Genomic DNA, 25,583 nt, shown 5'->3' on the forward strand with positions numbered 1-25,583 from the left:
TCTCATCAAGTGTAACAATATAGTAAATGAAAAGATAAGTGAACTGAGTATAAGGGACAAAATTAGTTGGAAGCAAGGCATGAGTGGATTTACATTGAGTACACTGGATACGCTGAACATGAATTTGAATCTTACACTCACCACTGGAAAGATCATCAATGATCACAAATCTTGTGTAGTGTCCATATAATATAAAAAGGCCAACGACACCACAAACAGGACAATGTAAAGACAGCAAATCGATCGCATTAACAAAAGCTTGATAATCATCTTTATTCAAAATCAGGTTGAAGTCGTTGGTAATTTTCAGTATCATATAATTGTCTAAGAGGACGGGTAGAAATCACAACTTTGATCGGTGCTGGATTTCTACCTTTTTTTTACGTCCAATCCCTTCTAAAAATACTGTAACAAAAAAGATAGAGAAATTCACCCTAAAAGTGTTTAAAGGATATCTCTTTCTCAGAGCTAAAATCCCTATGGCTTTTAAAGGTTGATTTGTCCCTATCTAGTTTTATATATTCTAAAAAAAGAAACCGTCGTTTGACGGTTTTTGTGTTAAATACAGCTTTCAAAGAATGCACGCATGTCCTTGGCTAATAGATCAAAACTTTCTTTACCAAGATAAGCCATATGACCACTTGGATATTCACCAATTGTAACTCGATTTTGATCTAGATTGGAATGGGTTGCCAAATATCTGGCATTTCCAGCTGTTGTACAAAGATCATATAGACCTGAGGCAAAGAAGACTTTCATCTGTTTGTTTCTTCGCATGCATCCAGCTAAGGATTGGGCAGGACTTGTTTTGAATTCACGATTCCATGTCATATTTACATCAAAGACTAAGCCTTTTGAGATACGATCACTTGTGATATTCAATTCTTGGCGCATCAACCCATAGGCAGTTTGGAAAGCAGGTGTATATTGTCCCATAGCTGGGTCATCCGCAATGACATTAGCTTCCATGATTTCTGGATCATCATTCCATGTATAGCGACCATCATAGAATCCTAAAGCTAAGCCCTTATCTTCTAATAGTTTATGCGCAAAGCCTTTTTGCATATCCATATGTAAATGGTGTCTTAACCAATATGCTTTATCAATACCAGAATAGTAAGCTAGTTTATCTGCAATTTCTTCTTTATTAGGGCAGGCATCCCCTAAAAATAAGGCTGTGACATATTCAGTGGATGCGAATGTAAAGGCTTCATCAATAAAGTCTTTTTGCGAAATATTTTCCTTTGGATTATGGAAATAATTTGTGGCAGCCATTGTGATTAAGTCTGTCGCACTTGCTTCAACCGGAAGCTTTTCAATAAAGTAACTTCCAAGTAAGAAGATACCACTGACACTAATGCCCATCGTATCGGCCTTTTCAGGACCTGCACCCATCAACTCTCCAGCAAGTAGGGCACTTCTAGCCGTACCATAGCTTTCACCCGCAAGTAATACTGGTGAATTTCTTCGGTTGTAACGAGCTAAGAATTGTTCAATGAATTTAGAAACGCTTCGAACATCGCCATGCGTTTCATAAAATTCTTTTCTTGCCTTTTCCTGAATTAAACGACCTAAACCTGTTCCTACTGGATCAATAAAGACTAAATCACATAAGTCTAATAAGCAATGTGGATTGTCTTCTAGTGCAAAAGGAGGAACAGTAGGAAGATTGAGTTCATCATCTAATTTTACAATTCTAGGACCAAATAATCCCATGTGAAGCCAAAGACTTGCACACCCTGGACCGCCATTATAAATAAATAAGATGGGACGTTTAGAATTGTCGTGTACATCACTTCTAAAATAGGCATAACTAAAGATGGATGCGACTGGATTATTTTCTTCATCTACAAAGAAATTATCTTCACAAATTGTATGATAAGGAATGGTTGTTCCTTGTATACTAATTTTGCCATCTGCTTCATATTTTGATTTTTCTAAATTTTCTTGAATACGCATTACTTTACCTCACACTTTTTAATAAAGACATTGAATATATCTTGCATCTCACCATATTTATGGGACAATGCTTCTGGATGAAATTGTACGGCATAAATTGGTAATGACTCATGTTCAATAGCTTCAATAATGCCATCTGGAGCTTTAGCTACAACTTTAAAGTGTGGAGCTAAATCTTTGATGGCCTGATGATGAAAACTATTCACATAAGCTTCATCACTTAAGCTAGGATATAAAAAGCTATCCTTTTCAATATGGATCTTATGACTTGGATTTTCTCTTTTTTCTTGTTGCGCATGCTTGATTACATTTCTTTTACAATACGACAAATCTTGATATAGAGATCCTTTAAAATAGACATTCAACATCTGAATGCCACGACAGATTCCAAAAATAGGAATCTGTTTTTCGTTGGCATATTTTAATACTCGCATTTCATAATAATCACGATCTAAACTTGAATTACCTTGTAAAGGTCTTGGATTTTCATTATAAATCATAGGATTTACATCAATTCCACCTGTCACAATCAATCCATCTAATAGATTAACTTGAGCTTGAATTGTATCATAGTCATTTGTGATTGGAAGAATGATGGGACAGCCACCGGCACGAATAACACTATTAATATAGGCTTCATTGATAAATTGTTTAGGTAAATTCTCTTTATCCATTTCATTACACGTTAGACCGACAATAGGCCTACGCATTTTTATCCTCCATAAGGGCAATTTTGATATTCTTTGTCTCTTTAATGATGTATTTTCCTGGAATAGCTTCATCCACATATTCCATTTCACCATTTTGGTTGTCATATGGATCGTTTGGCAAGAAGTTTTTAGCTGGCACAAAATCACCTTGGAATTTAGATGAACATGGAGTTCTAAATGGATCTAGATATCCAAAATAGAAATCTCTTCTTTCTAAGTTTCCGGCACGATATGATCCTCCACCAAATGAACAATCTGCATATAACCATCCATATGGAGCTACATAGAATCTGGCCCAGTCATGATTACCGATGGTTTCTGGTGTAGTATAAAGTCCAGCTTGCCAAGTGGCAGGAATGCCCGCAATACGGCATAGAGTAATAAATGTCAATGCTTGTAAACCGCAATCTCCTTTCAATCCAGTTGTGATATATTCTGGAATGCAAGGTAAAGTCGCATAAGCACGTACATATGAATATGTGACGTGACTTGTGATATAGTCATAAATTAATTTAGCCTTTAATAATGGATTTGTTTCTTCACCAATGATTTCTTTGACTAAATCTTTCAAATAATCTGTAAATACAACGTGTGGCGCATATTCTTCAAGACAAGTATCTGGATGTTCATTCGTCACAATACTCGGATCTAATTCTTCATAGTGCATGTGATTGATGAATTCATATTCTACACTGAATTCTTCACCTTTTTCGTATGGCTTTTCAATATAAACACATCTTTGATCTACACTGTTATCATTTACTAGACCTTTATGAGATGTATTTAATAATTTAAAATCTTCAACTTGCGCATATTCTTTCGGAATAGGAAGCCATACGCGAATCGTTTTTCCAGGCTTTTCAAATGCAGGATCCACCTTTAAGCTTGTCTTGACATGAATCTTACAGTAAACATCGTTTTCTTCTTTCATTTTATGCATTACATCATCTAATAAAGTACTTGTAGCGCCTTGTTTTTCAATTAAACGATCTTTATAAGCATTACGCACTTTAATTAGGTTTTCAAAAAAATTGTCTTTTAAATACATTTTTCCCTCAATGAAGATCCATTCAAAAGCATTGTCCTTAAATAATGTATCGAATTCTTCATCTTTGAAATCTTCAATCTTTGATTTTAATAATTCAATGGCTTCTTCTTTGGAATACGTAAAATCTTCAGGAAGACGAGAAATCAATTCTTTTTCTAATTCTAAACGCTCCTTTAGTTTGGCAGGAATGTCCTTTTGAAGACGTAAATCAATCATCTCCTGCATCAATTTAAATTGCCCATTCCATTTTAATTTCATTAAATCTTCAGGAAGTGGCGTGTTCAATGTTGTCATGTTCATAATAGTTCACCTCATTTTGATTATACTCTATTATGAAAATATTTACACAAAAAAATGAAACTTATTGAAATAAGTTTCGAATTAATTCCTCCTGACTATATTTTTCCTGCATTTCTTTATCTACACTCATTAATATAGGGGGTAGATTTCTGTATGATTTATAATATTGAAGGACTAAAGACAATGCCAAAAAAGGAGCCCATTCAGTAAGTGTCATATTGTCTTTTGGTTCTAAAAGAAAACCATCCTTTAAGACTTCTCTTCGTTTTGCACAATTTAAGGCGTATTCCAATTCATTGCCATAGTTCACGTTTAACATTTCTTCATCAAAAGAAAGAATGGGACTTAAATTGTCTAAAGGCGCATTCATACTATATTGATAGGTATGTTTATCAATCTGTTTCATTACTAACGTTTTATATTTCATGATTCTATTGTAGCTTATAATATATTTTGTTTCTGTTAAATATTATTAACATGGTATAATTTTTACGGTGATAAAATATGACATTTGAACAAATGAATTTAGATAAAAATATTATACAAGCTTTACATACATTAGGCTATGAAAAACCATTACCTGTACAAGAAAAAGTCATTCCGAATATTCTTTCGGGAACGGATTGTATTGTCAAATCAAGAACGGGAAGTGGAAAAACAGCATCTTTTGCGATTCCCATTATTCAAAATCTAGAAATTGATGAAAGAAGTCCACAAGCATTGGTACTTACTCCCACTCGAGAACTAGCTTTACAGATTCAACAAGATTTTGATCGTATTGGTACTTTCAAAAAAATTAAGACATTACCTATTTTTGGTAAGCAGCCATTTAAGTTTCAAAAAGAAGATTTGAAACAAAGATGTCACGTTGTGATTGGTACGCCAGGAAGGGTTTTGGATCATCTGCAACAAGAAACATTAGATCCATCAAAAATTAAATATGTAGTTTTGGATGAAGCGGATGAAATGCTGAATATGAATTTTTTAGATGAAGTACAAGCGATTTTAAAATACATGCCTAAAAAACATGTGACATGTTTATTTAGTGCAACATATCCTGCAGTGATTCAAAGAATGAGTAAGAAATATTTGTATAAACCAGCTAAAATTGATCTAACGAGTTCAAATAAACCAAATATTCTAGAAGAAGCCTATCACGTCAATGAAGAACACAAAGAATTGTTCCTTCTTCATTTATTGGCATTAAAGAAACCAGAATCCTGCATGATCTTTTGTAAGACGCAGGCAAGAGTGGATGAAGTTTATACATGTTTAGAAAAGAATCAAGTCAGTGTAGATAAAATTCATGGTGGTATGATGCAAGAAGAAAGACTATCGCATATGCGACGTTTTAAAAAAGGAAAGGTGCGTATTTTAGTTTGTACCGATGTCGCAAGTCGAGGAATTGATGTTTTTAAAGTGGAGATGATCATTAACTACGATATGCCAAGTCCCGTAGAAACATATACACATCGTATCGGACGAAGTGGAAGAGTCGATGAAAAAGGTTTAGCTATAAGTTTAGTCAATGAATATGATGGTATTCGAAAAGAAAAACTAGAAGAATATCTAGGTTATAACTTGCCGTTTAAAGAAGAAGGTGAAGTCTATTTAAGTGATTTAGACGTTTTAGATTCATTAAAAGAATCTAATCGTGTGGTGGTCGATAAATCAAAAGATTTAAGAAAGGGTATCACTAAAATCTATTTGAATGGAGGAAAAAACAAGAAGATTCGTCCTGGCGATATTGTAGGGGCTATCTGCGAAATTGATGGTGTTACGGTCGAGGATATTGGTGTGATTCAAGTGCAGGATCATCAATCGTATGTGGATATCTTAAATGAAAAGGGAAAACTTGTATTAAAGAATTTAAAGACAATTAAAGGCAAAACATTGCGTATTCAAAAGGCAAAAAATGGATTTGGTCATTAGATCAGATCCATTTTATTTTGAAAGAAATGTAATGAATTGTAAATAAATGTAAACTTAAGCTTGAAAAGTTTCAGAAAATAATTATAATAGTCTCATAAATACTTTGAAGGAAAGAAGTACAAGAAGATTTCTTCTTTAGAGAGATAACATTTTGGTGCAAGTTATCGTTGAATATTCTTGGAACGTGTTCTGGAGTGGTCTAGTCGAAGGTTTGAGGCTAGAACGTGAATTCGCGTTAAGAATGAGGTGTCATCTGCATAGGGCAGATGGAATTTTGGTGGTACCGCGCTTATAACGTCCAATTTGTTTGGACGTTTTTTTTATGGTAAGGAGATGATGAATATGGAATGTGATCGACGATGGATTTATAGAACTATTTTTTCATATACATTAACAAGGAGGAACTTATCATGAAACAACAATACAATAAAGTCGTTTTAGCATATTCTGGAGGATTAGATACATCCGTATTAATTCCTTGGTTAAAAGAAAATTATGGATGTGAAGTCATTGCCGTAAGTGGAGATGTTGGTCAAAAAAGTGAATTAGATGGCCTTGAAGAAAAAGCTTTGGCTACGGGAGCTAGTAAATTATATATTGCGGATCTAAAGAAAGAATTTGTCGAAGACTATATTATTCCAAGCATGAAGGCGGGTGCTAGCTATGAAAATTATTTATTAGGAACAAGCTTTGCACGTCCGATCATCGCAAAAAAACTTGTTGAAATTGCCAAACAAGAAGGAGCTGATGCGATCTGTCATGGCTGTACTGGAAAAGGAAATGATCAAGTTCGTTTTGAACTAGCTATTCAAGCCTTTGCCCCAGGCATGGACATCATTGCACCTTGGAGATTCTGGGAATTGAATTCGCGTGAAAAAGAAATTGAGTATGCCAAGGCACACAATATTCCATTAAAGATTACAGCGGAAACAAATTATTCAAAAGATAAAAACCTATGGCATTTATCCCACGAAGGATTGGATTTAGAAGATCCTGCCAATAAAGCACCACTAGAAAAAGAAGGTTTCTTAGAACTTGGTGTAAGTCCAATACAGGCAAAGGATGAACCCGATTATGTAACGATTCATTTTGAAGAAGGAACTCCAACAAGTATTAATGGTAAGGAAATGTCATGCCTAGATATTATTGAAACATTAAATGATTTAGGTGGACAGAATGGTATTGGTATTTTGGACATTGTAGAAAACCGTTTAGTGGGTATGAAATCAAGAGGTGTATATGAAACACCAGGTGGAACGATTTTATATGCAGCACATGAAAAGTTAGAAGAAATCACTTTGGATAAAGATACGGCTCATTATAAAAAACAAGTCGCATTGAAATTTGGTGAACTTGTATATGATGGAAAATGGTATACGCCATTAAGAAAAGCATTGTCAAGCTTTGTGGATGAAACACAAAAGACAGTGACAGGCGATGTTAAACTTCAATTGTATAAAGGAAATATCATTCCTCAAAGTGTAACAAGTCCATACAGTTTATACTCAAGTGGCATGGCCACATTTGATGAAGATGATTGTTATGACCAGTCAGATAGTGCCGGATTCATCCACTTATTCGGACTTCCATTAAAGGTACGTGCCTTAAATGATCAAGAATTATTTGGAAAGGCTCAGAAACACTTTCCATCAGTAGAGTAGGTGTTCTATGGCAAAGATGTGGGCTGGCAGATTTAAAAAAGATGCCAATGCCAAACTTGACTCTTTTAATACCTCTTTACCTTTTGATTGTCGTTTGTATAAACAAGATATTCAGGGTTCTTTAGTACATTCAAAAATGTTAGAGAAACAAGGGATTCTATCTAAAAAGGATGTCGATTTGATTCAAGAAGGATTGCATTCCATCTTGGATCAGATTGAATCTCATGAAATTGAATTTACAAAAGCGGAAGATATTCATATGTTTATTGAGGAAAAGCTAACAAATGAAATTGGCGATGCTGGTAAAAGATTGCATACGGCTCGCTCAAGAAATGATCAGGTTGCCTTGGATATACGTTTATATGTAAAGGAAGAAATCATTGAGATACAAAAATTTTTGTTTCAAATATTGGATAGTTTATGTGTGGCTGCCAAATCTCATTTAAAAACATATATGCCAGGCTATACCCATCTTCAAAGGGCCCAACCCATCACTTTTGCGCATTGGTGTATGGCTTATGCGAATATGTTTAAAAGAGATATTATAAGACTTCAAAATACATATTCCTTAATGAATGAATGTCCCTTAGGATGTGCAGCTTTAGCCACTACAACCTATTCAATTGATAGAGAATATACGGCAAGTCGTCTAGACTTTCTTAAACCAACTGATAATTCTTTAGATGGAGTCAGTGATCGAGACTATTGTGTAGAACTATGTTCAGATTTATCACTCATTATGGTGCACCTATCTAGAATGAGTGAAGAAATCATTCAATGGTGTTCATTAGAATTTCATTTTGTCGAACTCGATGATGCGTTTAGTACAGGATCAAGTATCATGCCACAAAAGAAAAATCCCGATATTTGTGAGTTGATTCGTGGAAAAAGTGGTAGAGCTATTGGAGATTTAAATACATTGTTGGTTATGTTGAAAGGTCTTCCTTTGGCCTACAACAAAGATATGCAGGAAGATAAGGAAGCCGTATTCGATTGTATCGATACAGTTAAAGAATGTTTAGATGTTTTTATTCCGATGTTTCAAACAATGAAGATTTGTAAAGATAATATGATGCATGCCTGTTTACATGGCTTTATTAATGCGACAGATCTTGCGGATTATTTAACGAAGAAAGGTTTGCCATTTAGAGATGCTTATCATATTGTGGGACAAATCGTAGGATATGGTATTGAAAATAAAAAATCATTGAATGAATTATCTTTAAAAGAATATAAAAAGTTTCATGCTTCTTTTGAAGAAGATGTATACCAATATATTGATATTGAAACTTGTGTAAACAATCGAAAAGTATATGGTGGACCAAGTCCAGAAAGTGTATCGATTCAAATTCAAAATATTGAAGATTTTATAAAACAAGAGGCATGTTATGAATAAGGTATATATTGATGGACAGTCTGGTACAACAGGACTAGAAATCGTAAAAAGACTGCAGGATCGTAGTGATATTAAATTGTTGATGATACCTGAAGATAAAAGAAAAGATGTAGAAACAAGAAAAGAATATTTAAATTCGGCCGATTTGGTTTTCCTTTGTTTACCAGACAAGGCAAGTGTTGAAGCTGTAAGCTTGATCACAAATTCAAATGTCAAAGTTATTGATGCTTCAACAGCACATCGGACTGTGTGGACATATGGATTTAGTGAATTAGGCTATAAGGATAAAATTGCATCAAGTCAATATGTTGCCAATCCAGGCTGTCATGCATCAGGCTGTATATCTATTTTGTATCCTTTGATTCAAAAAGGCTTGGTGAATCAAACAGAACAGTTTTCTTTTTTCTCTTTAACTGGATATTCTGGTGGAGGAAAAAATATGATCTATCAGTATGAAAATGAAAAAACAATCGATTTAGAAGCGCCAAGAATTTATGGCTTAAATCAGTATCATAAACACTTACCAGAAATTAAAAAGGTGTGTGGATTGGAAAAGGATGTGTTTTTAAATCCGATTGTCTGCGATTACTATCGTGGTATGGCAGTTAGTTTAAATGTGGAAATGGATTATGAAAAGATTTATCTTGTTTTGAAAGATTGGTATAGAGATTCAACTTTGATTCAAGTTGAAAAAACAGATTTAGGAATGATCAGTGCCAATACAATGGCAGGACTGGATTGTATGAAATTGATTGTATCTGGTAATAGTAAAATGTGTACGATCACAAGCCTATTTGATAATTTGGGAAAAGGAGCTTGTGGTGCAGCCATTCAAAATATGAATATTATGTTAGGCTTTGAAGAAGTGGAAGGATTGAATATAGAATGAAAGTTATAGAAAACGGGGTATGTGCTGCGATCGGATTTAAGGCGGGGTCTATCCATTGTGGAATTCGTAAGAATCAGACAAAAGATGATTTGGCATTAATTGTATCGGATACAATTTGTCAAACGGCGGCCGTATACACAAAGAATAAAGTAAAGGCAGCTCCTATACTTGTCACAAAAAAACATTTAATAAATGGTATGAGCCAAGCCATTATTGTCAATTCTGGAAATGCGAATGCTTGTAATCCAAAAGAAATTGAAAATGCTGAATTAGAAGCACAATGTGCAGCTGATTATTTAAATATGGATGTAGAGAATGTGCTAGTCGCATCAACAGGAGTGATTGGACAGGTTTTGCCTATTGAAAAGATTCAAGACAAAGTAAGTGACATTAATTTATCATCAGAGAATAATTCAAATGCAGCTAAGGCTATTATGACAACAGATACGAAAGAAAAGACAGTGGCTGTTGAGTTTAAAATGGGAAGTGTCACATGTCATATGGGAGGTATTTGTAAAGGAAGTGGAATGATCCATCCAAATATGGGTACAATGTTAGCTTTTATCACAACGGATTGTAAAGTGGAACAGAATGTTCTTCAGTCTTGTTTACTCGATAACACAAATAAAACATTTAACCGTGTCAGTGTGGATGGAGATACTTCTACTAATGACATGTGTATTGTGATGGCTAACGGCATGGCACAAAATGAGGTGTTTGAAAAGGAAGTATTTGATCAAGTTTTACATTTTGTGATGGAAGAACTCGCAAAAAAGATTGCGGCCGATGGCGAGGGTGCTGGTAAATTAATGACAGTAACTGTGAATGGTGTAGATGCTTTAGAAAATGCCCAAACTTTGGCAATGTCCGTATGTTCTTCTTCTTTAGTTAAGGCAGCCATGTTTGGTGCGGATGCCAACTGGGGAAGAGTCATTTGTGCACTTGGCTATTCGGGTGTGGAATTTGATCCAGAACTTGTAGATATTTCATTTAAATCCAATGATGAAATTCTTTGTTGCGAAAGCGGGAAAGGCTTGGATTTTGATGAAGAAAAGGCGAAATCCATTCTTTTACAGGAAGAAATTGAAATTATTTGCGATATGCATAGTGGAAATGAGTCATGTACTTGTTGGGGATGTGATCTAACATATGACTATGTAAAAATCAATGGAGATTATAGAACATGATCGATGCGAATGTACTTGTAGAGGCTTTGCCTTATGTTAAAGAATATTCAGGACAAATCGTAGTTGTGAAATATGGTGGAAATGCCATGATTGATGAAGAATTGAAGGCTGCCGTTATAAAGGATGTAACATTATTAAATCTATTAGGGGTACACGTTGTTTTAGTACATGGTGGTGGTCCTGAAATTAATGAAATGTTGTCTAAGACAAACAAAGAATCAAAGTTTTTAAATGGTTTACGTGTTACAGATGATGAAACAATGGATATTGTTCAGATGGTTCTTTGTGGAAAAGTAAACAAAAATCTAGTCAATCTATTAGATAAGGGAATTGGATTGAGTGGAGTCGATGGTAGTTTGTTTGAGGCGAGTTGTTTAGATTCAAAAATGGTCAACGTAGGAAAGATAGAAAAGGTAAATCCCCAAATTATTTTGGATACCTTTGAAAATGGCTATATTCCCGTTGTATCAAGTGTTGCTAAGGCAATAGATAAACTAGGTATTTACAATATCAATGCCGATCTTGCAGCTAGTGAGCTAGCGATTAGTCTACATGCCAAAAAATTGATTTTATTAACGGATGTCAAAGGATTGATGAAAGATCCTAAGGATGAATCTACTTTGATGGAAAGAGTCAAGGTATCTCAGATTCCTTTATTAAAGAAAGAAAAAGTGATTACGGGTGGTATGATCCCAAAAATCGAATGTTGTGTAAAAGCCGTGCGTGAAGGTGTTGAAAGTGTCAATATTCAAGATGGAAGAGTCATGCACTCTTTGTTGATAGAACTATTAAGTGATGAAGGTGTAGGAACCTTGATTGAATAGGAGGAAAGTTATGGAAGAATCAATATATTTAATGCATACCTATAATCGTTTCAACATTGAAATGGAAAGTGGGCAAGGATGCTATTTAAAAGACACAAATGGGAAAGAATATCTCGATTTAACAAGTGGAATTGGTGTGAATTGTTTAGGTCATAATCATCCTGTGCTTGTAGATGCCATTCAAAAACAAGTGGCAACTTTAATGGAATGTTCCAACTTGTATTACAGTAAACCAATGGCGGATGCTGCTAAAAAGTTAGTTGAATATACTGGACTTAGTAAGGTATTCTTTTCAAATTCAGGAGCCGAAGCCAATGAAGGAATGATCAAACTTGCCAGAAAATATTCCTATGATAAATATGGAGCAGGAAGAGATGTCATCATCACTTTAAAACAATCTTTCCATGGTCGTACCATCACTACTTTAAAGGCGACTGGACAAGATAAATTTCATCAATATTATTTTCCATTTACAGAAGGATTTGATTATGCTGCCGCAAATGACATTGAAGATTTAAAGAAGGTAGCCAATGAAAAAACGTGTGCCGTTATGGTGGAATTGATTCAAGGAGAAAGTGGAGTTGTTCCTTTGGACAAAGAGTATGTCAAAGCGGTAGAAGAATTCTGTCATTCTAAGGATATTTTAATCTTGGTTGATGAAGTACAAACTGGAATAGGGCACACAGGAACATTATTCTGTTTTGAACAATATAATGTTTTACCTGATATTGTCACAACCGCAAAAGCTCTTGGTGGAGGGGTTCCAATTGGAGCTGTGATTACAGGAGATAAGTGTAAGGACACATTTGGTCCGGGAGATCATGGTAGTACATTTGGTGGCAATCCATTAAGTTGTAAAGCTGCCGATACAGTTTTATCTATCGTGACAGAACACGGTTTTCTAGATCATGTAAAAGTTGTAGGTGCAGCTTTAAAAACAGGTATTGAAAATATTCATTCAGACAAGATCAAAGAGGTTCGTGGAATTGGTTTGATGCTTGGAATCGTTGTAGATCCAGATAAAAGAGCCGATTATGTACAGGCAATGATGGATAAAGGATTATTAACACTTACGGCAGGTAAGGATGCGATTCGTTTACTTCCACCATTGACATTAAGCTTAAAAGAGGTGGATGAAGCATTATCAATTATGAAGGAGGTGTTTGAATGAAACACTTATTAACGATGGAACAATTGAGTGAAAAAGAAATTCTTTCCATTTTAGAATTGGCGGATCAATTAAAATATGAAAGAAAACATCATATTGAACATCCTTTATTAAAAGGAAAAAGTATTGGCTTGATCTTTCAAAAGTCTAGTACAAGAACGCGTGTTTCCTTTGAAACAGGGGCTTATCAATTAGGAGCACAACCTTTATTTTTATCAAGTAGAGATCTACAGATCGGAAGAGGGGAGCCTGTACAAGATACAGCACGTGTTTTATCGCGTTATTTAGATTGTATTATGATTCGTACGTATGAACAAAAAGAAGTGGAAGATTTGGCAAACTTTGGATCGATTCCTGTTATTAATGGGTTAACGGATTATTGTCATCCATGTCAAGTGTTGGCTGATCTTATGACAATTCGTGAAAAATACGGATTATTAAAAGGCTTGAAGATGTGCTATATCGGATATGGAGACAATATGGCTAATTCCTTGATCGTAGGTGGATTAAAGGTTGGTATGAAGGTGAGTGTAGCCACTCCAAAAGGATATGAGCCTGACAAGCATGTTTTAGAGTTTGCGAAAGATTTCAAAGACTTTGAACTCACAAATGATTGTATCAAGGCTATTCAAAATGCGGATGTTGTCATTACAGATACTTGGGCAAGTATGGGTATGGAAACTGAAAAAGAAAAGCGTGCTAAAGATTTTGCAGGTTTCCAGGTCAATGCCGAATTGATGAAATATGCCAAAGCCAATGCGATGGTACAACATTGTTTACCAGCTTATCGTGGTCAGGAAATCACAGAAGAAGTATTTGAGGCCCATGCGGATGAAATCTTTGAAGAAGCAGAGAATCGTCTACATGCACAAAAGGCGGTCATGGTTCAATTGATGAAAGAAAAAGAGGATTAATTTCCTCTTTTTAAATACATTTTGTGATTTTCTTGTATAATTCAATACCGCTTAATAAGACTTCTTCGTCAAAGTCAAACTTGGCATTATGAAGTGCATATGGGGTTTGTGTGCCTAAAAAGAAGAATACGCCAGGCACTTCTTTTTGGTAGTACGCAAAGTCTTCGGCAATCATTTCAGGATTTCTTAATTGTCTGATTTCTGGGATTTTAGAAATTAGATCACTCACTAATTTCTCATCATTCATAACAGCTGGATAGCCTGTATTGATTGAAATATTGACTTTACAATTGTACTTCTTTTCTTTATCTGCACAAATTCTAAATATTTCTTCTTTCATGGAATCGAAGATATAATCTTGAAAAGCACGTAATGTTCCTTCAAGTCGAGTGTGTCCACTAATTACATTTCGTACCGTACCACTTTCCATTCTTCCAAAGCGAAGTAAGCGATAATATTCATTTGGGATTTCTTTTTCCATCGCATAAATTTCTAAAAGGATTTCAGCTCCAATTTCTAAGGCGTCAATTCCTTCTTTATATTTGGCGGCATGACTTTCTTTTCCATAAATATCAATGTTGATTTCACTAGCGCGAGCCATAAATTCATTTTTTCGTGTGGCGACAACCCCTTTTTCAAGTACAGGCCATAAGTGAGTTCCAAAGATATATTGAACATGATATTTTTTTAGAATGTTATCTTCACAAATTAAATGTGCACCTCCTGGACTTTCTTCTCCGGGTTGGAAAATTAAAAGAATGTTTTTATCTAATGTTTTGTAATATGTATTTAATTCTTTCGCAAATCCTAGAAGCATGGCCATATGCCCATCGTGTCCGCAGGCATGCATTTTACCTGGATTTTTACTTTTAAATTCAAGATTTGTTTGTTCAGTCACAGGCAGTGCATCCATATCGCTTCGAAAGGCGAGAGTGTGTTCTTTTTGATTGTCAAAGTAAGCAAATATTGTACTTTTAAGTGGTACAGAAACTATACAATCGAATTCTTCTAATACACTTAAAATGTAATTTGTGGTTTCTGGTAAGTCTAGTTCTAATTCGGGAATCTGGTGAAGGTCTTTTCTATATTTTTTAATGGTTTCTAACATAAATTTCTCCTTTTTTGTATATTTTACATAGAAATGTAATAAAATACAAATTATCTTGAAACAAAATGTAAGTAGTGTTATAATTTTCACATCTTAGGATAGAGGCGCGAATACGACAAGTAAATACAGAGCTGGCGAGCGTTTGATGTATTTATGAAGCAAGTTTGCCGAATGTGTTTTTTAGGCATAAAGAACATGTGGGCCAATGGAGAATATCTGTTGGACTGTCTACGCTAGTAGGAGTGCTATCAAATGATTTTGTTTTTATTTACATGTCAGTTTGATGGCTGGCATGTTTTTTAGTTTTAAGAGGTGAATTATGAAGATTTCAAATGTGGAAGTAAAGGATTTAGTAAATACATATGGTAGTCCTTTGTATGTATACAATCAAAGAATGATTGAAGATAAATTGAATGCGTTTAAAAATTGTTTAAAAAGTTCTGAATTTGAATGTGATGTGATCTATGCATCCAAGGCTTTTAACTGCAAGGCCATGATTCAATTGGTGTCAAAGATGGATTGTTCTTTAGATGCTGTCAGTGGTGGAGAATTATATACGGCTTATGCAGCTGGATTTGATATGGCTCGTGTTTATTTTCATGGCAATAATAAATCGATGGATGAGTTGAAAATGGCTTTGAAGTATAAAGTGGGAACGATCATTGTTGATAACCTTATGGAAGCTCAATTGTTGAGTGAATTGGCTAAGAATATTGATTATACTGTATCCATTTTATTAAGGGTCAACCCAGGTATTGAAGCACATACGCATGAATATATTGTGACAGCTAATATTGATAGTAAGTTTGGAATTTCAATTGAGAAAAAATCAGGTATTTTAGAATTGATTCAAATTATCAATGCTTGTCCAAACTTATCTTTTGATGGATTCCATGCACATATTGGATCGCAGATCTTTGACAAGGAAGCCTTTGTACAAGAAGTCAATAAGGTGTGTGAGTTTGTTTCAAACTTAGGTGTTGATGTATCCACATTAAATTTTGGTGGAGGTTTTGGCGCTGTATATACGGATGAAGATACACCCATTCCTGTGGATATAGTATGTGATACTTTGATTGAAGCCGTGAAATGTAATATAGAAAAATATGCATTAAATATCAATAAAATTTGTATTGAACCAGGACGAAGTATTGTGGCGGAAGCGGGAAGCACAGTTTATACAGTTGGTTTTATGAAGGAAACACCGCATAAAAATTATATCTTTGTGGATGGAGGTATGAGTGATAATATTCGTCCTGCATTATATCAGGCTAAATATAGTTGTGTGATTGATGGAAAAGAAAATGAAATGGCAAGTAAACACTACAAAGTTGCGGGTAAGTGTTGCGAATCTGGAGATGTGATCATTGAAGATGCATACTTACCTGAAGCAAAACCGAATGATTTGCTTGTAGTGAAAACTACAGGTGCTTATGGTTATTCTATGGCAAGTCACTACAATAAAGCGTGTGGCTTACCGGTCATTTTTTGTAAGGATGGAAATAGCCAGTGTGTGATTCGTGGTGAAAATTATGAAGATTTGATTCGATTGGAGAATGATTTATGCGCATAAAGTTTAGTAAGTATCATGGTTTAGGAAATGATTTTATTCTTACAAGATATATTGAAGGTATTGATATTCCAACATTGGTTCAAGCTTGTTGTTCTAGACATACAGGTATTGGTGCGGATGGAATGATTTTTGTGAAGGAAGATCCACTTGAAATGGTTTACTACAACCAAAATGGTTCTAGAGCTCCGATGTGTGGCAATGGCATCCGTTGCTTTGCGGCTTATTGTTTTGATGAAGGTATCAATACAGATGAAGTTGTTCCTGTACAAACCTTGGCTGGTGAAAAAATCGTACATCTTATATCTACGTCTCCATTTGAAGTTTGTGTAGATATGGAACAACCGTTGTATGATAATCATTTGATTGATGTAGATGAACATGAAAATGTGTGGAAAAGAGAAGTTTGTGGAGTGGATACATATAGTTTGTTTATGGCCACAACCCATACGGTTGTCTTTGTGGATGATGCGTTTAGTGAAAAAAATGTTGAACTAGGAAGAAGAATTTGTCACGATCCCTTATTTAAAAAACAAACCAATGTGAATTTTATACAAGTGATAGATGATACACATATTACGGTTATGACTTATGAAAGAGGCTGTGGTATTACGCTTGCGTGTGGAACGGGCGCTTGTGCAAGTGTTGTCGTCGCAAATAAATTGGGCTTTGTTCAGAGTGAATGTGAAGTTCAATTAAAATTAGGTAGTTTAAAAATTGAAGTGAAGGACCATGTATATATGACGGGCCCTGCAAAAAAGATATGTGAAGGAGAATTTGTATGTTAAAAGGATCAATTGTAGCTTTAGTAACACCATTCCACGAGGATGGTACAGTGAATTTTGAAAAGTTAGGTGAATTGTTGGATTGGCAAATTGAAAATTCAACAGATGGAATCTTGATTTTAGGAACATCGGGAGAAAGTAGTACAATGACGCACGAAGAAGATGATGCGGTAGCTCTTTATACGATTGAAAGAGTCAATCATCGTGTACCTGTTATTGTAGGAGCGGGTTCAAACTGTACGCAAACGGCTTTGGAAAAAAGTTTGAAGTATCAGAATATGGGGGCTGATGCCTTACTGTTGATTAGTCCTTATTATAATAAAGCCAATACGCAAGGTATGATTCGTCACTTTACAACGGTTGCAGATGCCGTTCAAATCCCTATTATTTTATATAATGTGCCAGGACGTACGGGTTGTCACATTGATGAAGAGGCGGTTAAAGTATTGAGTAAACACCCAAATATTTGCGGCATCAAAGAGGCGAGTGGAAATATCAGTTATGCCACAAATATTGCGCGTTATTTAAGTGATGACTTTGTGATGTATTCAGGGAATGATGACATGATTACTTCGATGATGGCACTAGGTGCTAGTGGAGTCATTAGTGTTTTGGCAAACTGCTTACCTAAAGAAACACATGAAATTGTGCAGGATTATTTGGATGGAAATGTAAAGGCAAGCTTAGAAAAACAATTGAAATATTTAGATTTTATTCATGCTTTATTTATTGAAGTCAACCCAATTCCGGTGAAACAGGCATTGAATTATATGGATAAAGAAGTTGGTGGATATCGTTTGCCTTTATGCGAAATGGATGAAGAGTATGCCAAAATTTTAAAAGCCGCAATGGAGGACTTGGGATTATGTTAAAAATAGCGATTGTAGGTACAGGAAAAATGGGTTCTCTTATAAAGGAAACAGCTCAAAATCAAGGTATGGAAGTAGTTCATTGTTTTGAGAAAGGAATCGATGATCATTGTATGGATGTAGATGTTGTGATTGATTTTTCACATCCCAATAATTTAGCGAGTGTCTTAAATTTTGTGAAAACGAAAAAGTGTGCTTTAATCTATGGAACAACGGGATTAAGTGAGAATCAAATCGATAGCTTAAAACAAGTTTCAGATGAAATCCCTTTATTTTATTCGGCAAACTTTTCATATGGTATTGCCGTATTTGAACAGATTCTAAAACAATTTGCGCCTTTATTAAAGAATGATTTTGATATGGAAGTACAGGAGATTCATCATAATCAAAAGCAGGATGCGCCTAGTGGTACAGCCAAAATGTTAGTGAATGCTTTAGATCCAGAAGATGAGTATACAAAGGTATATGGCAGAAGTGGTTTTACAGGAAAACGCCAACATGAAATTGGAATTCATTCGCTTCGTGGAGGTACTGTGGCAGGAGAGCATACAGTGTATTTCTTTGGAGATAATGAAACGTTAGAAATCAAGCATAGTGCTAATTCGCGCCAGATCTTTGTGAATGGCGCATTAAAGGCGGCCAAGTTTGTGGTCAATCAAAAACCAGGTTTATATAGTATGGAAGATATGATGTAGGAGGTATATATGGAAGCAGAACAAATTATTCGTTATATTCAAACGGCTGAAAAGAAAACGCCGGTAAAAGTATATTTTAATTCAGAAAGAGAGATTTCTTTTCCAAATTGTAAAGTCTTTGGCAATGTTGTATTTGGGGATTGGAAAGATATAGAACCTGTTCTTTTGATGAATCCAGAAGTGGACTATGAAGTCGAAAACAATTGTCGTAATAGTGCTGTTCCTATGTTGGATCTAAAAAATATTCATGCACGTATTGAACCAGGTGCATTTATTCGTGAACAAGTTGAAATTGGAGATAATGCCGTTATTATGATGGGGGCTATTATTAATATTGGTGCTGTCATTGGTGAAGGTACTATGATTGATATGGGAGCCGTTTTAGGTGGAAGAGCTACTGTAGGAAAACATTGTCATATTGGAGCTGGAGCTGTACTTGCAGGTGTCATTGAACCAGCTAGTGCAACACCGGTTATCATTGAGGATGATGTTTTAGTTGGTGCCAATGCCGTAGTGATTGAAGGGGTACATGTAGGTAAAAATGCTGTTGTTGCAGCTGGTGCCGTAGTTATTGATGATGTGCCAGAAAATGCGGTAGTTGCAGGATGTCCTGCAAGAGTCATTAAAATGAAGGATGAAAAGGCTACACAAAAGACAAAGTTAGAGGATGCTTTAAGGAATCTTTAGGGATTCCTTTTTATTTGTACATTACTAAAATACGTGATTTGCATGTAAATGGGGAGTGAACTTCAGAAAATGAATTGAAATTTAGTAATAATATAATGGAGATCAGTGATATTTATGGATGTATAAATATTGTGATTGTTTTTATATTGAAATGTTATAACAATAGTTTTATAATGAAATTGAATGTTATAACAATTAGACAGGAGGCAATTATGGAAATTAAAGACGCAAAAGTATTTCATGATTATTTAAATGGTGTAATTGAAGGTGAGGGTGTAAAGAAGAGAACAAAATTGTATTCGAATGCTAAAACATTCTATAAGAGTGTGGATTCAAGTGTTTCAGATGATCAAATTATGTATGAAGTGTATTCGTATGAACATGATGGTTTGTGTTATGGATTGACTGTGATGCAGCCAGTATGCGTGAATGGCGAATGTAATGTAACGCGTGGACATTTCCATGAAAGTTTAGATTGTGATGAAATCTATTGTGGCATGGGTGGTGAAGGTCTTCTTTTATTGATGGATGAAGATTATCATTGTCATGCTGAAAAAGTAAAAGTGGGAAGTGTTCACTATATTAATGGTCATTTGGCACATCGCCTTGTGAATACGGGAAATAGTGAGTTGAAAGTACAATGTATGTGGCCAAGCAATGCGGGTCATGATTATAAGCGTGTAGAAGAGCATCCTTTTACAGTAAGAGTGTATAAGGAAAATGGTGAATTGAAGGTGGAGGAAGAATGAGTTATTTAAATTTTAAATCGGAATATGATCGTTTTCCTAAGACGACAATAAAGAATCATAGAGCGTTTCATGGATATGATGCAATTTATCAGGAGTTAAATAAGAAAATTAATAATAGGAGTGTTGTAGTCTTTGATTATTATCCAGGCGTAGATGAGAATGAAGTATATGAACTCATCAAACGCTTCAATTTTTCTTTGGAAATCAATATGCATGATATTTTTAAGGATGGAAAAACCATGACCGAACAAATGAAATACAATCTAACGGATGATCGTGTGTTTGGTAAGATGTATTATGGTAATCTTGTGGATTTTATGGATGAAGATAAACTAGAAGAAGCTAAAGACAAAATCAATGAACATAAAGGCTCTGTCATTGTATATGGAGTGGGTGCTAGTTTAGTAAGTCATGGCGATATGTATGTTTACTTTGATATGGCACGTTGGGAAATTCAACTACGCTATCGTAAAGGGATGGCTAACTATAATGCGACAAACTTTGATGAAGATATTTTAAAGAAATATAAGCGTGGTTATTTTATTGAATGGCGTATTGCCGATAAGCATAAGGCTGAAAGATTTGAAAGTTTTGATTATGTGGTGGACACAAACAAATCAAACGATCCAAAGATGATTTCAAGTGATACTTTTAAAGAAAGTTTAAGTCTACTTGCTCAAAAACCATTTCGTACAGTACCATACTTTGATCCAGGCGTATGGGGTGGTCAATGGATGAAGGAAGTTTGTAACTTAGACAAGAATCAGTCCAATTATGCATGGAGCTTTGATGGTGTGCCAGAAGAAAACAGCATTCTATTTGACTATGATGGAGTTACATTTGAACTTCCAGCTATGGATTTAGTGTTGTATCAACCAAAAGAATTATTGGGAGAACAAGTCTATGCTCGTTTTGGGGCAGAATTTCCAATTCGCTTTGACTTTCTAGATACGATGGAAGGACAAAACTTGTCTTTACAAGTACATCCATTAACGGAATATATTAAAAAGAATTTTGGTATGAGTTATACACAAGATGAGAGTTATTATATTCTAGATGCCAAAGAAGATGCACATGTGTATTTAGGTCTAAAAGAAGATATTCAACCCAATGAAATGATTTCTGATTTAGAGTCTGCGCAACGTGGTGAAATTGTATTTGATGCGGATAAATATATCAATAAGTTTCCGGCAAAGAAACATGATCATTTCTTAATTCCAGCAGGAACTTGTCATTGTTCAGGAAAGAATGCGATGGTATTAGAAATTAGTGCTACACCTTATATCTTCACATTTAAATTGTGGGACTGGCAAAGACTAGGCTTAGATGGACTTCCTCGACCTATTAATATTGAACATGGAAAACATGTCATTCAATGGGATCGTACGACAAAATGGGTCAAAGAAAACTTGGTCAATGCGACTTATGAAGTAAAAGAAGATGGAAATGATTGTAAGATCGAACATACGGGACTTCATGAATTAGAATTTATTGAAACAAGAAGATATACAATCAACAATGATTCATTCCATAAAACACATGGTACAGTGAATATGTTGAATTTAATTGATGGAAAGAGTGCCATTATTGAAGGTGACTTTGAACCATTCATTGTGCATTATGCAGAAACCTTCATTATTCCTGCAAGTATCAAGGAATATACAATCAAGCCTTATGGTTGTGATGAAATTAAAGTATTAAAGGCATATGTAAGAAACTAAAGTAATGGACATTTTTGGCCTAAAGAAAAAACCTGAGAGTTTATGATCTTTCAGGTTTTCTTAGCCTTTTAAGGCATCTAATTCTTCTTGAGCTAAAGCTCTAAATTCACCTAATGGTAAATCATTTAGTTTTAAAGGACCAAACTCAATACGTTGGAGATAGGTAACAGTGCAGTTTGCCTTTTCAAACATTCTTTTAACTTGGTGGAATTTTCCTTCATGAATCGTTAGATAGGCTTTATTTGTATCTAAAATTTCTAGCTTTGAAGGGGCTGAAGTAAATTCCTCAAATTCCATAGGCTGATTAAAGAAGTCTACGGCATTTTCTGGTAAAGTTCCATCAAATTCAACATAGTATTTTTTATCTACATGTTTTTTTGGTGATAATACTTCATGCGTTAATTTACCATCGTTGCTGATGAGTAATAATCCTTCTGTATCTATATCCAATCTTCCAACTGGATACAAATCGTGTCTTTGGCTTTGGACAAGTTCCATGACTGTAGGATAGAGCATATCTTCTGTGGCGCTCACATAGCCTTGAGGCTTATTTAAAATATAGTATTCGTATTCTACATAGCTTACAGGTTCATCATCCACACAAACACGATCATCTTCTTTTACGTTATAGTCTGCCTTTTTTATGGTTTCATCATTAATGGTAACCCAGCCGTTTTTAATTAATTTTTTTACATCGTTTCTTGTGCCAAATCCCATATGTGATAAATATTTGTCAAGTCTCATTGATAACGCCATCCTTTCGCATATTTATTTTTTAATGAGCCTTTAGAAAGTTTCGCAAATCCTAAAGGGAAGTTATTTACGCAAACAAGTGTCCATCCAGATGTTTTTTTGTCTAAATCCTTTACATCTAGAGTTTCACCTTTTAAGTATTTAATAACACGCTCATCTTCAATCGAGAAGTTTAATACATTTTTAAATTGTTCAGGACAAAGGGCAAGGGCAAGGCTTTGACTTGGCTCAAAATGTTTACCTTTGAGTTGACCTAATAATAAGCCAGATCTTAAGACGCGATAGCCTTTATAAGCTTGAAAATCACTGTTTAACCAGATGACCTTGTCCTTTTTGATTTTAATGGCTCCCTTATTTAATTTAACCAATCGTAAAAAATCAGTAACACAATCATCAAGCCTATCGCTTGGCTCCAGTCTTATTTTTTTATGTTTTGTTTCTCCGTCTTTGACAAGTAAAGCTACAAAGTGACCTTCTCCCTTGATTTTATGTGGATATAAACGAACACATTCCTTCATGTTTACACCTGGCATCATACCATCAATTTTATTAATAGGAACAAGATGTAAGTCTGGATGTTTGTCTAATACATCTTGAATAACTTCTTCATTTTCGTGAATCGAAAAAGTACAAGTGGAATAGACAATGGATCCACCTGGCTTTAACATGGATACAGCAGCATTTAAAATGTTTTTTTGAATAGGCGGATAGAACGTATCGTCTTTTTCAATCCAGCTTTTGATTAAGTCCGGCTCTTTTCGAAACATGCCTTCACCACTACATGGGGCATCCACTAGAATCTTATCAAATGTTTCTGGATAATGTTGTTCCATGTTTGTCAAATCTTCACTGGTAACCCAAGCATTGTCACAACCAAATAGTTCGATGTTCTTTAAGAGTCCTTGGCATCTTGAAGAACTTATATCATTTGAAATTAAAAGTCCATTATGATTGAGCTTTGTCGCAAGCTTTGTGCTCTTTCCACCAGGAGCTGCACACGTATCTAATACAATATCATTTTCGTCTACAGGAAGCACTTGAGCTGGTAACATAGCACTTGGTTCTTGAAGATAGTAAAGGCCTGCATAATAGTAGGGGTGTTTACTGGGTTTATCTTCACTTGAATAATAGAAGCCATCGTTTGTCCAAGGGATGGGTTCTAGTTTAAAAGGGGAAATCTTTAAGAATTCTTCAACAGAAATCTTTAGTGTATTGACTCTTAAACCATAATATCTATCATGATCAAAACTATTTAGATAATCTTCATATTCTTCTTGAAGAAGCTCTTTCATTTGTTCTTTAAATTTAACTGGAAGTTCCATTATAGATCAAATGCCTTTCCAAGTGCTTGAACGGCTTTAACTTTATCTTTCTTTTCAATTGTTAATGAGATAGAGATTTCACTAGAAGTAATCATATAATACTTAATGCCATTTTCACTTAAGATGTTTAATACTTTACTGGCAATACCTGAATGTGTAGAAATACCAAGTCCTACTAAAGACAATTTAATGTATCCAAGCATTTGATGTACAGGATATTCTTTTGAGGCATGTTCCATGATTTGATTGCTTTGTTCTTCAGAACAATATAAAGTAAAGTTGGCTAGACCTTCATCATCTAATTGTTGTGAAATTGTATCTAGGTTGATATTTAAATCGGAAATCATCTTAAATAGTTTTCCTAAATAAACACCATCATTAGGTAAGTGCATAAAGCGCATGATCGCATAGTCATCTTTTACACTTAAACCTGTAATTGGCATATCTTCTAATTCTTTATGCATAATCCAAGTTCCTTTCTCTAAATCTGTTTCCAAAGCTTTTCCTAAGAAAAGGGGAACATTATATTTACTGGCTAGTTCGACACTTCGAGTTTCTAATACTCCAGCTCCTAAACAGGCCATCTGCATCATTTCTTCATAAGAAATGGATTTTAGCTTTTTAGCACGCGTATATAATCTTGGGTCAATTGTATAAACTCCATCTACATCGGTAAAAATGTGGCATTGATAACCAAGTTTTGCGGCAATCGCAACCGCTGTTGTATCACTTCCACCACGACCTAAAGTAGTGATGTCTCCATATTCAGTAGCGCCTTGAAAGCCGGCTACAACAACAACTTTTCCCTGGTCTAAATGAGATTGTATTGTAGTTGTATCAATATCTTTGATCAAAGCACGAGAATGGTGTTTACTTGTTAGAAAACCGGCTTGATAGCCAGTTAAGCTGATCGCATCCACACCTATTGAATTCATCGCAATCGCAAGAAGTGTAATTGTTTGTTGCTCGCCCGTAGATAATAAAGAATCCAATTCTCGTTTGTTTGGATTGTTTGTGACACTATGAGCTAATTCTATTAATTTATTTGTGGTTTTTCCCATGGCACTCGCAACAATGACTAGATTGTGACCTTGTTCTTTCATGTGTTTGGCATGAAGTGCAATATCCTGAATCTGTTCAATGGTTCCAACGCTGGTTCCACCATATTTTTCAACTATATTCATATTTTATTCTCCAACCACACTATTTTAGCATATAAGACACATTTAATAAATTAGGATATAAAGCTAAAATCAACACTCATACAACGTCTTATATAAATTGACTTCTGGACATATATCTTTATTTCGAATGCCACTTAAGATGTTGTTAATCT

The 25,583-nt window shown here is 34.9% G+C and carries 24 protein-coding genes, 1 riboswitch and 1 other annotated feature; of the genes, 15 read left to right on the forward strand and 9 right to left on the reverse strand.

The window, feature by feature from the left end:
- The 5 genes from H8911_RS12490 to H8911_RS07440 all read right to left on the reverse strand — a co-directional run.
- Positions 1-316, reverse strand: a 316-nt coding sequence (locus H8911_RS12490) for a DUF6431 domain-containing protein (protein WP_255466321.1), incomplete at its 3' end; no start/stop codon positions are given.
- Between the two features lie 242 nt (positions 317-558).
- Positions 559-1,959: a S10 family peptidase gene (locus tag H8911_RS07425; protein WP_186999205.1), complete on the reverse strand. Its 1,401-nt coding sequence runs from the start codon at positions 1,957-1,959 to the stop codon at positions 559-561.
- Complete coding sequence (locus tag H8911_RS07430; protein ID WP_186999206.1) at positions 1,959-2,669, reverse strand: gamma-glutamyl-gamma-aminobutyrate hydrolase family protein; 711 nt, start codon at positions 2,667-2,669, stop codon at positions 1,959-1,961. Before H8911_RS07430 ends, H8911_RS07425 begins: the two co-directional genes overlap by 1 nt.
- A complete protein-coding gene (locus H8911_RS07435) occupies positions 2,662-4,017 on the reverse strand; it encodes a transglutaminase-like domain-containing protein (protein WP_117924172.1) in 1,356 nt (451 codons plus the stop codon). Before H8911_RS07435 ends, H8911_RS07430 begins: the two co-directional genes overlap by 8 nt.
- Before the next feature lie 61 nt (positions 4,018-4,078).
- Positions 4,079-4,444, reverse strand: coding sequence for a hypothetical protein (locus H8911_RS07440; protein ID WP_117923764.1), 366 nt, complete (start codon positions 4,442-4,444; stop codon positions 4,079-4,081).
- Positions 4,445-4,521: 77 nt separating this feature from the next.
- Between H8911_RS07440 and H8911_RS07445 the strand changes: the two genes are divergently transcribed.
- From H8911_RS07445 to argF, 8 genes are all read left to right on the forward strand, one after another.
- Entirely contained in the window at positions 4,522-5,949 is a 1,428-nt protein-coding gene (locus H8911_RS07445; RefSeq protein WP_186999207.1) for a DEAD/DEAH box helicase, read from the forward strand.
- 94 nt (positions 5,950-6,043) lie between these two features.
- Positions 6,044-6,254, forward strand: a binding site (T-box leader).
- Positions 6,255-6,359: 105 nt separating this feature from the next.
- On the forward strand, positions 6,360-7,610 hold the full coding sequence (locus H8911_RS07450; RefSeq protein ID WP_186999208.1) for an argininosuccinate synthase: 1,251 nt from the start codon (positions 6,360-6,362) through the stop codon (positions 7,608-7,610).
- 7 nt (positions 7,611-7,617) lie between these two features.
- Complete coding sequence (argH, locus tag H8911_RS07455; protein ID WP_117923759.1) at positions 7,618-9,006, forward strand: argininosuccinate lyase; 1,389 nt, start codon at positions 7,618-7,620, stop codon at positions 9,004-9,006.
- Complete coding sequence (gene argC / locus H8911_RS07460) at positions 8,999-9,895, forward strand: N-acetyl-gamma-glutamyl-phosphate reductase (protein WP_186999209.1); 897 nt, start codon at positions 8,999-9,001, stop codon at positions 9,893-9,895. The genes argH and argC overlap by 8 nt, the downstream gene beginning before the upstream one ends.
- Positions 9,892-11,082, forward strand: a complete 1,191-nt coding sequence (gene argJ / locus H8911_RS07465; protein WP_186999210.1) for a bifunctional glutamate N-acetyltransferase/amino-acid acetyltransferase ArgJ — start codon at positions 9,892-9,894, stop codon at positions 11,080-11,082. Before argC ends, argJ begins: the two co-directional genes overlap by 4 nt.
- Positions 11,079-11,906, forward strand: a complete 828-nt coding sequence (argB, locus tag H8911_RS07470) for an acetylglutamate kinase (protein WP_186999211.1) — start codon at positions 11,079-11,081, stop codon at positions 11,904-11,906. The genes argJ and argB overlap by 4 nt, the downstream gene beginning before the upstream one ends.
- Before the next feature lie 10 nt (positions 11,907-11,916).
- Positions 11,917-13,077 (forward strand): aspartate aminotransferase family protein, encoded by a 1,161-nt coding sequence (locus tag H8911_RS07475; RefSeq protein ID WP_186999212.1) that lies wholly within the window; start codon positions 11,917-11,919, stop codon positions 13,075-13,077.
- Positions 13,074-13,988, forward strand: a complete 915-nt coding sequence (gene argF, locus H8911_RS07480) for an ornithine carbamoyltransferase (RefSeq protein ID WP_186999213.1) — start codon at positions 13,074-13,076, stop codon at positions 13,986-13,988. The genes H8911_RS07475 and argF overlap by 4 nt, the downstream gene beginning before the upstream one ends.
- A gap of 10 nt (positions 13,989-13,998) precedes the next feature.
- Here argF and H8911_RS07485 read toward each other — a convergent pair whose 3' ends face one another.
- Positions 13,999-15,096 (reverse strand): amidohydrolase, encoded by a 1,098-nt coding sequence (locus H8911_RS07485; RefSeq protein WP_186999214.1) that lies wholly within the window; start codon positions 15,094-15,096, stop codon positions 13,999-14,001.
- Between the two features lie 91 nt (positions 15,097-15,187).
- Positions 15,188-15,352: riboswitch (Lysine riboswitch) on the forward strand.
- 63 nt (positions 15,353-15,415) lie between these two features.
- On the opposite strand from H8911_RS07485, the gene lysA reads away from it, so the two are divergent.
- The 7 genes from lysA (at position 15,416) to H8911_RS07520 (ending at position 22,172) form a co-directional block, all read left to right on the forward strand.
- Entirely contained in the window at positions 15,416-16,669 is a 1,254-nt protein-coding gene (gene lysA / locus H8911_RS07490; RefSeq protein ID WP_186999215.1) for a diaminopimelate decarboxylase, read from the forward strand.
- Positions 16,660-17,454 carry a diaminopimelate epimerase gene (dapF, locus tag H8911_RS07495; RefSeq protein ID WP_186999216.1) on the forward strand — a complete coding sequence of 265 codons (795 nt, stop codon included), beginning with the start codon at positions 16,660-16,662 and terminating at the stop codon, positions 17,452-17,454. Before lysA ends, dapF begins: the two co-directional genes overlap by 10 nt.
- Positions 17,448-18,323: a 4-hydroxy-tetrahydrodipicolinate synthase gene (gene dapA / locus H8911_RS07500; protein ID WP_186999217.1), complete on the forward strand. Its 876-nt coding sequence runs from the start codon at positions 17,448-17,450 to the stop codon at positions 18,321-18,323. The genes dapF and dapA overlap by 7 nt, the downstream gene beginning before the upstream one ends.
- Positions 18,317-19,015 (forward strand): 4-hydroxy-tetrahydrodipicolinate reductase, encoded by a 699-nt coding sequence (dapB, locus tag H8911_RS07505; protein WP_117923739.1) that lies wholly within the window; start codon positions 18,317-18,319, stop codon positions 19,013-19,015. The genes dapA and dapB overlap by 7 nt, the downstream gene beginning before the upstream one ends.
- Positions 19,016-19,024: 9 nt before the next feature.
- Entirely contained in the window at positions 19,025-19,702 is a 678-nt protein-coding gene (gene dapD, locus H8911_RS07510; RefSeq protein ID WP_117923737.1) for a 2,3,4,5-tetrahydropyridine-2,6-dicarboxylate N-acetyltransferase, read from the forward strand.
- Positions 19,703-19,914: 212 nt separating this feature from the next.
- Positions 19,915-20,451, forward strand: coding sequence for a glucose-6-phosphate isomerase family protein (locus tag H8911_RS07515; RefSeq protein ID WP_186999218.1), 537 nt, complete (start codon positions 19,915-19,917; stop codon positions 20,449-20,451).
- A complete protein-coding gene (locus tag H8911_RS07520; RefSeq protein ID WP_186999219.1) occupies positions 20,448-22,172 on the forward strand; it encodes a class I mannose-6-phosphate isomerase in 1,725 nt (574 codons plus the stop codon). The genes H8911_RS07515 and H8911_RS07520 overlap by 4 nt, the downstream gene beginning before the upstream one ends.
- A 60-nt stretch (positions 22,173-22,232) precedes the next feature.
- Here H8911_RS07520 and H8911_RS07525 read toward each other — a convergent pair whose 3' ends face one another.
- The 3 genes from H8911_RS07525 to H8911_RS07535 are packed head-to-tail and all read right to left on the reverse strand — an operon-like array spanning position 22,233 to position 25,431.
- Complete coding sequence (locus tag H8911_RS07525; RefSeq protein ID WP_186999220.1) at positions 22,233-22,916, reverse strand: pseudouridine synthase; 684 nt, start codon at positions 22,914-22,916, stop codon at positions 22,233-22,235.
- Complete coding sequence (locus tag H8911_RS07530) at positions 22,913-24,247, reverse strand: RsmB/NOP family class I SAM-dependent RNA methyltransferase (RefSeq protein ID WP_186999221.1); 1,335 nt, start codon at positions 24,245-24,247, stop codon at positions 22,913-22,915. The genes H8911_RS07525 and H8911_RS07530 overlap by 4 nt, the downstream gene beginning before the upstream one ends.
- Positions 24,247-25,431, reverse strand: coding sequence for an aspartate kinase (locus H8911_RS07535; RefSeq protein WP_186999222.1), 1,185 nt, complete (start codon positions 25,429-25,431; stop codon positions 24,247-24,249). The genes H8911_RS07530 and H8911_RS07535 overlap by 1 nt, the downstream gene beginning before the upstream one ends.
- Positions 25,432-25,583 lie beyond the last annotated feature (152 nt).

Source organism: Holdemanella hominis (assembly GCF_014306155.1).
GTDB classification, from domain to species: Bacteria; Bacillota_I; Bacilli_A; order Erysipelotrichales; family Erysipelotrichaceae; genus Holdemanella; species Holdemanella hominis.

Coding starts and splice junctions, on each gene's coding strand:
- H8911_RS07425 (WP_186999205.1), bottom strand. CDS start 1,959: ATGCGTATTCAAGAAAATTTAGAAAAATCAAAATATGAAGCAGATGGC.
- H8911_RS07430 (WP_186999206.1), bottom strand. CDS start 2,669: ATGCGTAGGCCTATTGTCGGTCTAACGTGTAATGAAATGGATAAAGAG.
- H8911_RS07435 (WP_117924172.1), bottom strand. CDS start 4,017: ATGAACATGACAACATTGAACACGCCACTTCCTGAAGATTTAATGAAA.
- H8911_RS07440 (WP_117923764.1), bottom strand. CDS start 4,444: ATGAAATATAAAACGTTAGTAATGAAACAGATTGATAAACATACCTAT.
- H8911_RS07445 (WP_186999207.1), top strand. CDS start 4,522: ATGACATTTGAACAAATGAATTTAGATAAAAATATTATACAAGCTTTA.
- H8911_RS07450 (WP_186999208.1), top strand. CDS start 6,360: ATGAAACAACAATACAATAAAGTCGTTTTAGCATATTCTGGAGGATTA.
- argH (WP_117923759.1), top strand. CDS start 7,618: ATGGCAAAGATGTGGGCTGGCAGATTTAAAAAAGATGCCAATGCCAAA.
- argC (WP_186999209.1), top strand. CDS start 8,999: ATGAATAAGGTATATATTGATGGACAGTCTGGTACAACAGGACTAGAA.
- argJ (WP_186999210.1), top strand. CDS start 9,892: ATGAAAGTTATAGAAAACGGGGTATGTGCTGCGATCGGATTTAAGGCG.
- argB (WP_186999211.1), top strand. CDS start 11,079: ATGATCGATGCGAATGTACTTGTAGAGGCTTTGCCTTATGTTAAAGAA.
- H8911_RS07475 (WP_186999212.1), top strand. CDS start 11,917: ATGGAAGAATCAATATATTTAATGCATACCTATAATCGTTTCAACATT.
- argF (WP_186999213.1), top strand. CDS start 13,074: ATGAAACACTTATTAACGATGGAACAATTGAGTGAAAAAGAAATTCTT.
- H8911_RS07485 (WP_186999214.1), bottom strand. CDS start 15,096: ATGTTAGAAACCATTAAAAAATATAGAAAAGACCTTCACCAGATTCCC.
- lysA (WP_186999215.1), top strand. CDS start 15,416: ATGAAGATTTCAAATGTGGAAGTAAAGGATTTAGTAAATACATATGGT.
- dapF (WP_186999216.1), top strand. CDS start 16,660: ATGCGCATAAAGTTTAGTAAGTATCATGGTTTAGGAAATGATTTTATT.
- dapA (WP_186999217.1), top strand. CDS start 17,448: ATGTTAAAAGGATCAATTGTAGCTTTAGTAACACCATTCCACGAGGAT.
- dapB (WP_117923739.1), top strand. CDS start 18,317: ATGTTAAAAATAGCGATTGTAGGTACAGGAAAAATGGGTTCTCTTATA.
- dapD (WP_117923737.1), top strand. CDS start 19,025: ATGGAAGCAGAACAAATTATTCGTTATATTCAAACGGCTGAAAAGAAA.
- H8911_RS07515 (WP_186999218.1), top strand. CDS start 19,915: ATGGAAATTAAAGACGCAAAAGTATTTCATGATTATTTAAATGGTGTA.
- H8911_RS07520 (WP_186999219.1), top strand. CDS start 20,448: ATGAGTTATTTAAATTTTAAATCGGAATATGATCGTTTTCCTAAGACG.
- H8911_RS07525 (WP_186999220.1), bottom strand. CDS start 22,916: ATGAGACTTGACAAATATTTATCACATATGGGATTTGGCACAAGAAAC.
- H8911_RS07530 (WP_186999221.1), bottom strand. CDS start 24,247: ATGGAACTTCCAGTTAAATTTAAAGAACAAATGAAAGAGCTTCTTCAA.
- H8911_RS07535 (WP_186999222.1), bottom strand. CDS start 25,431: ATGAATATAGTTGAAAAATATGGTGGAACCAGCGTTGGAACCATTGAA.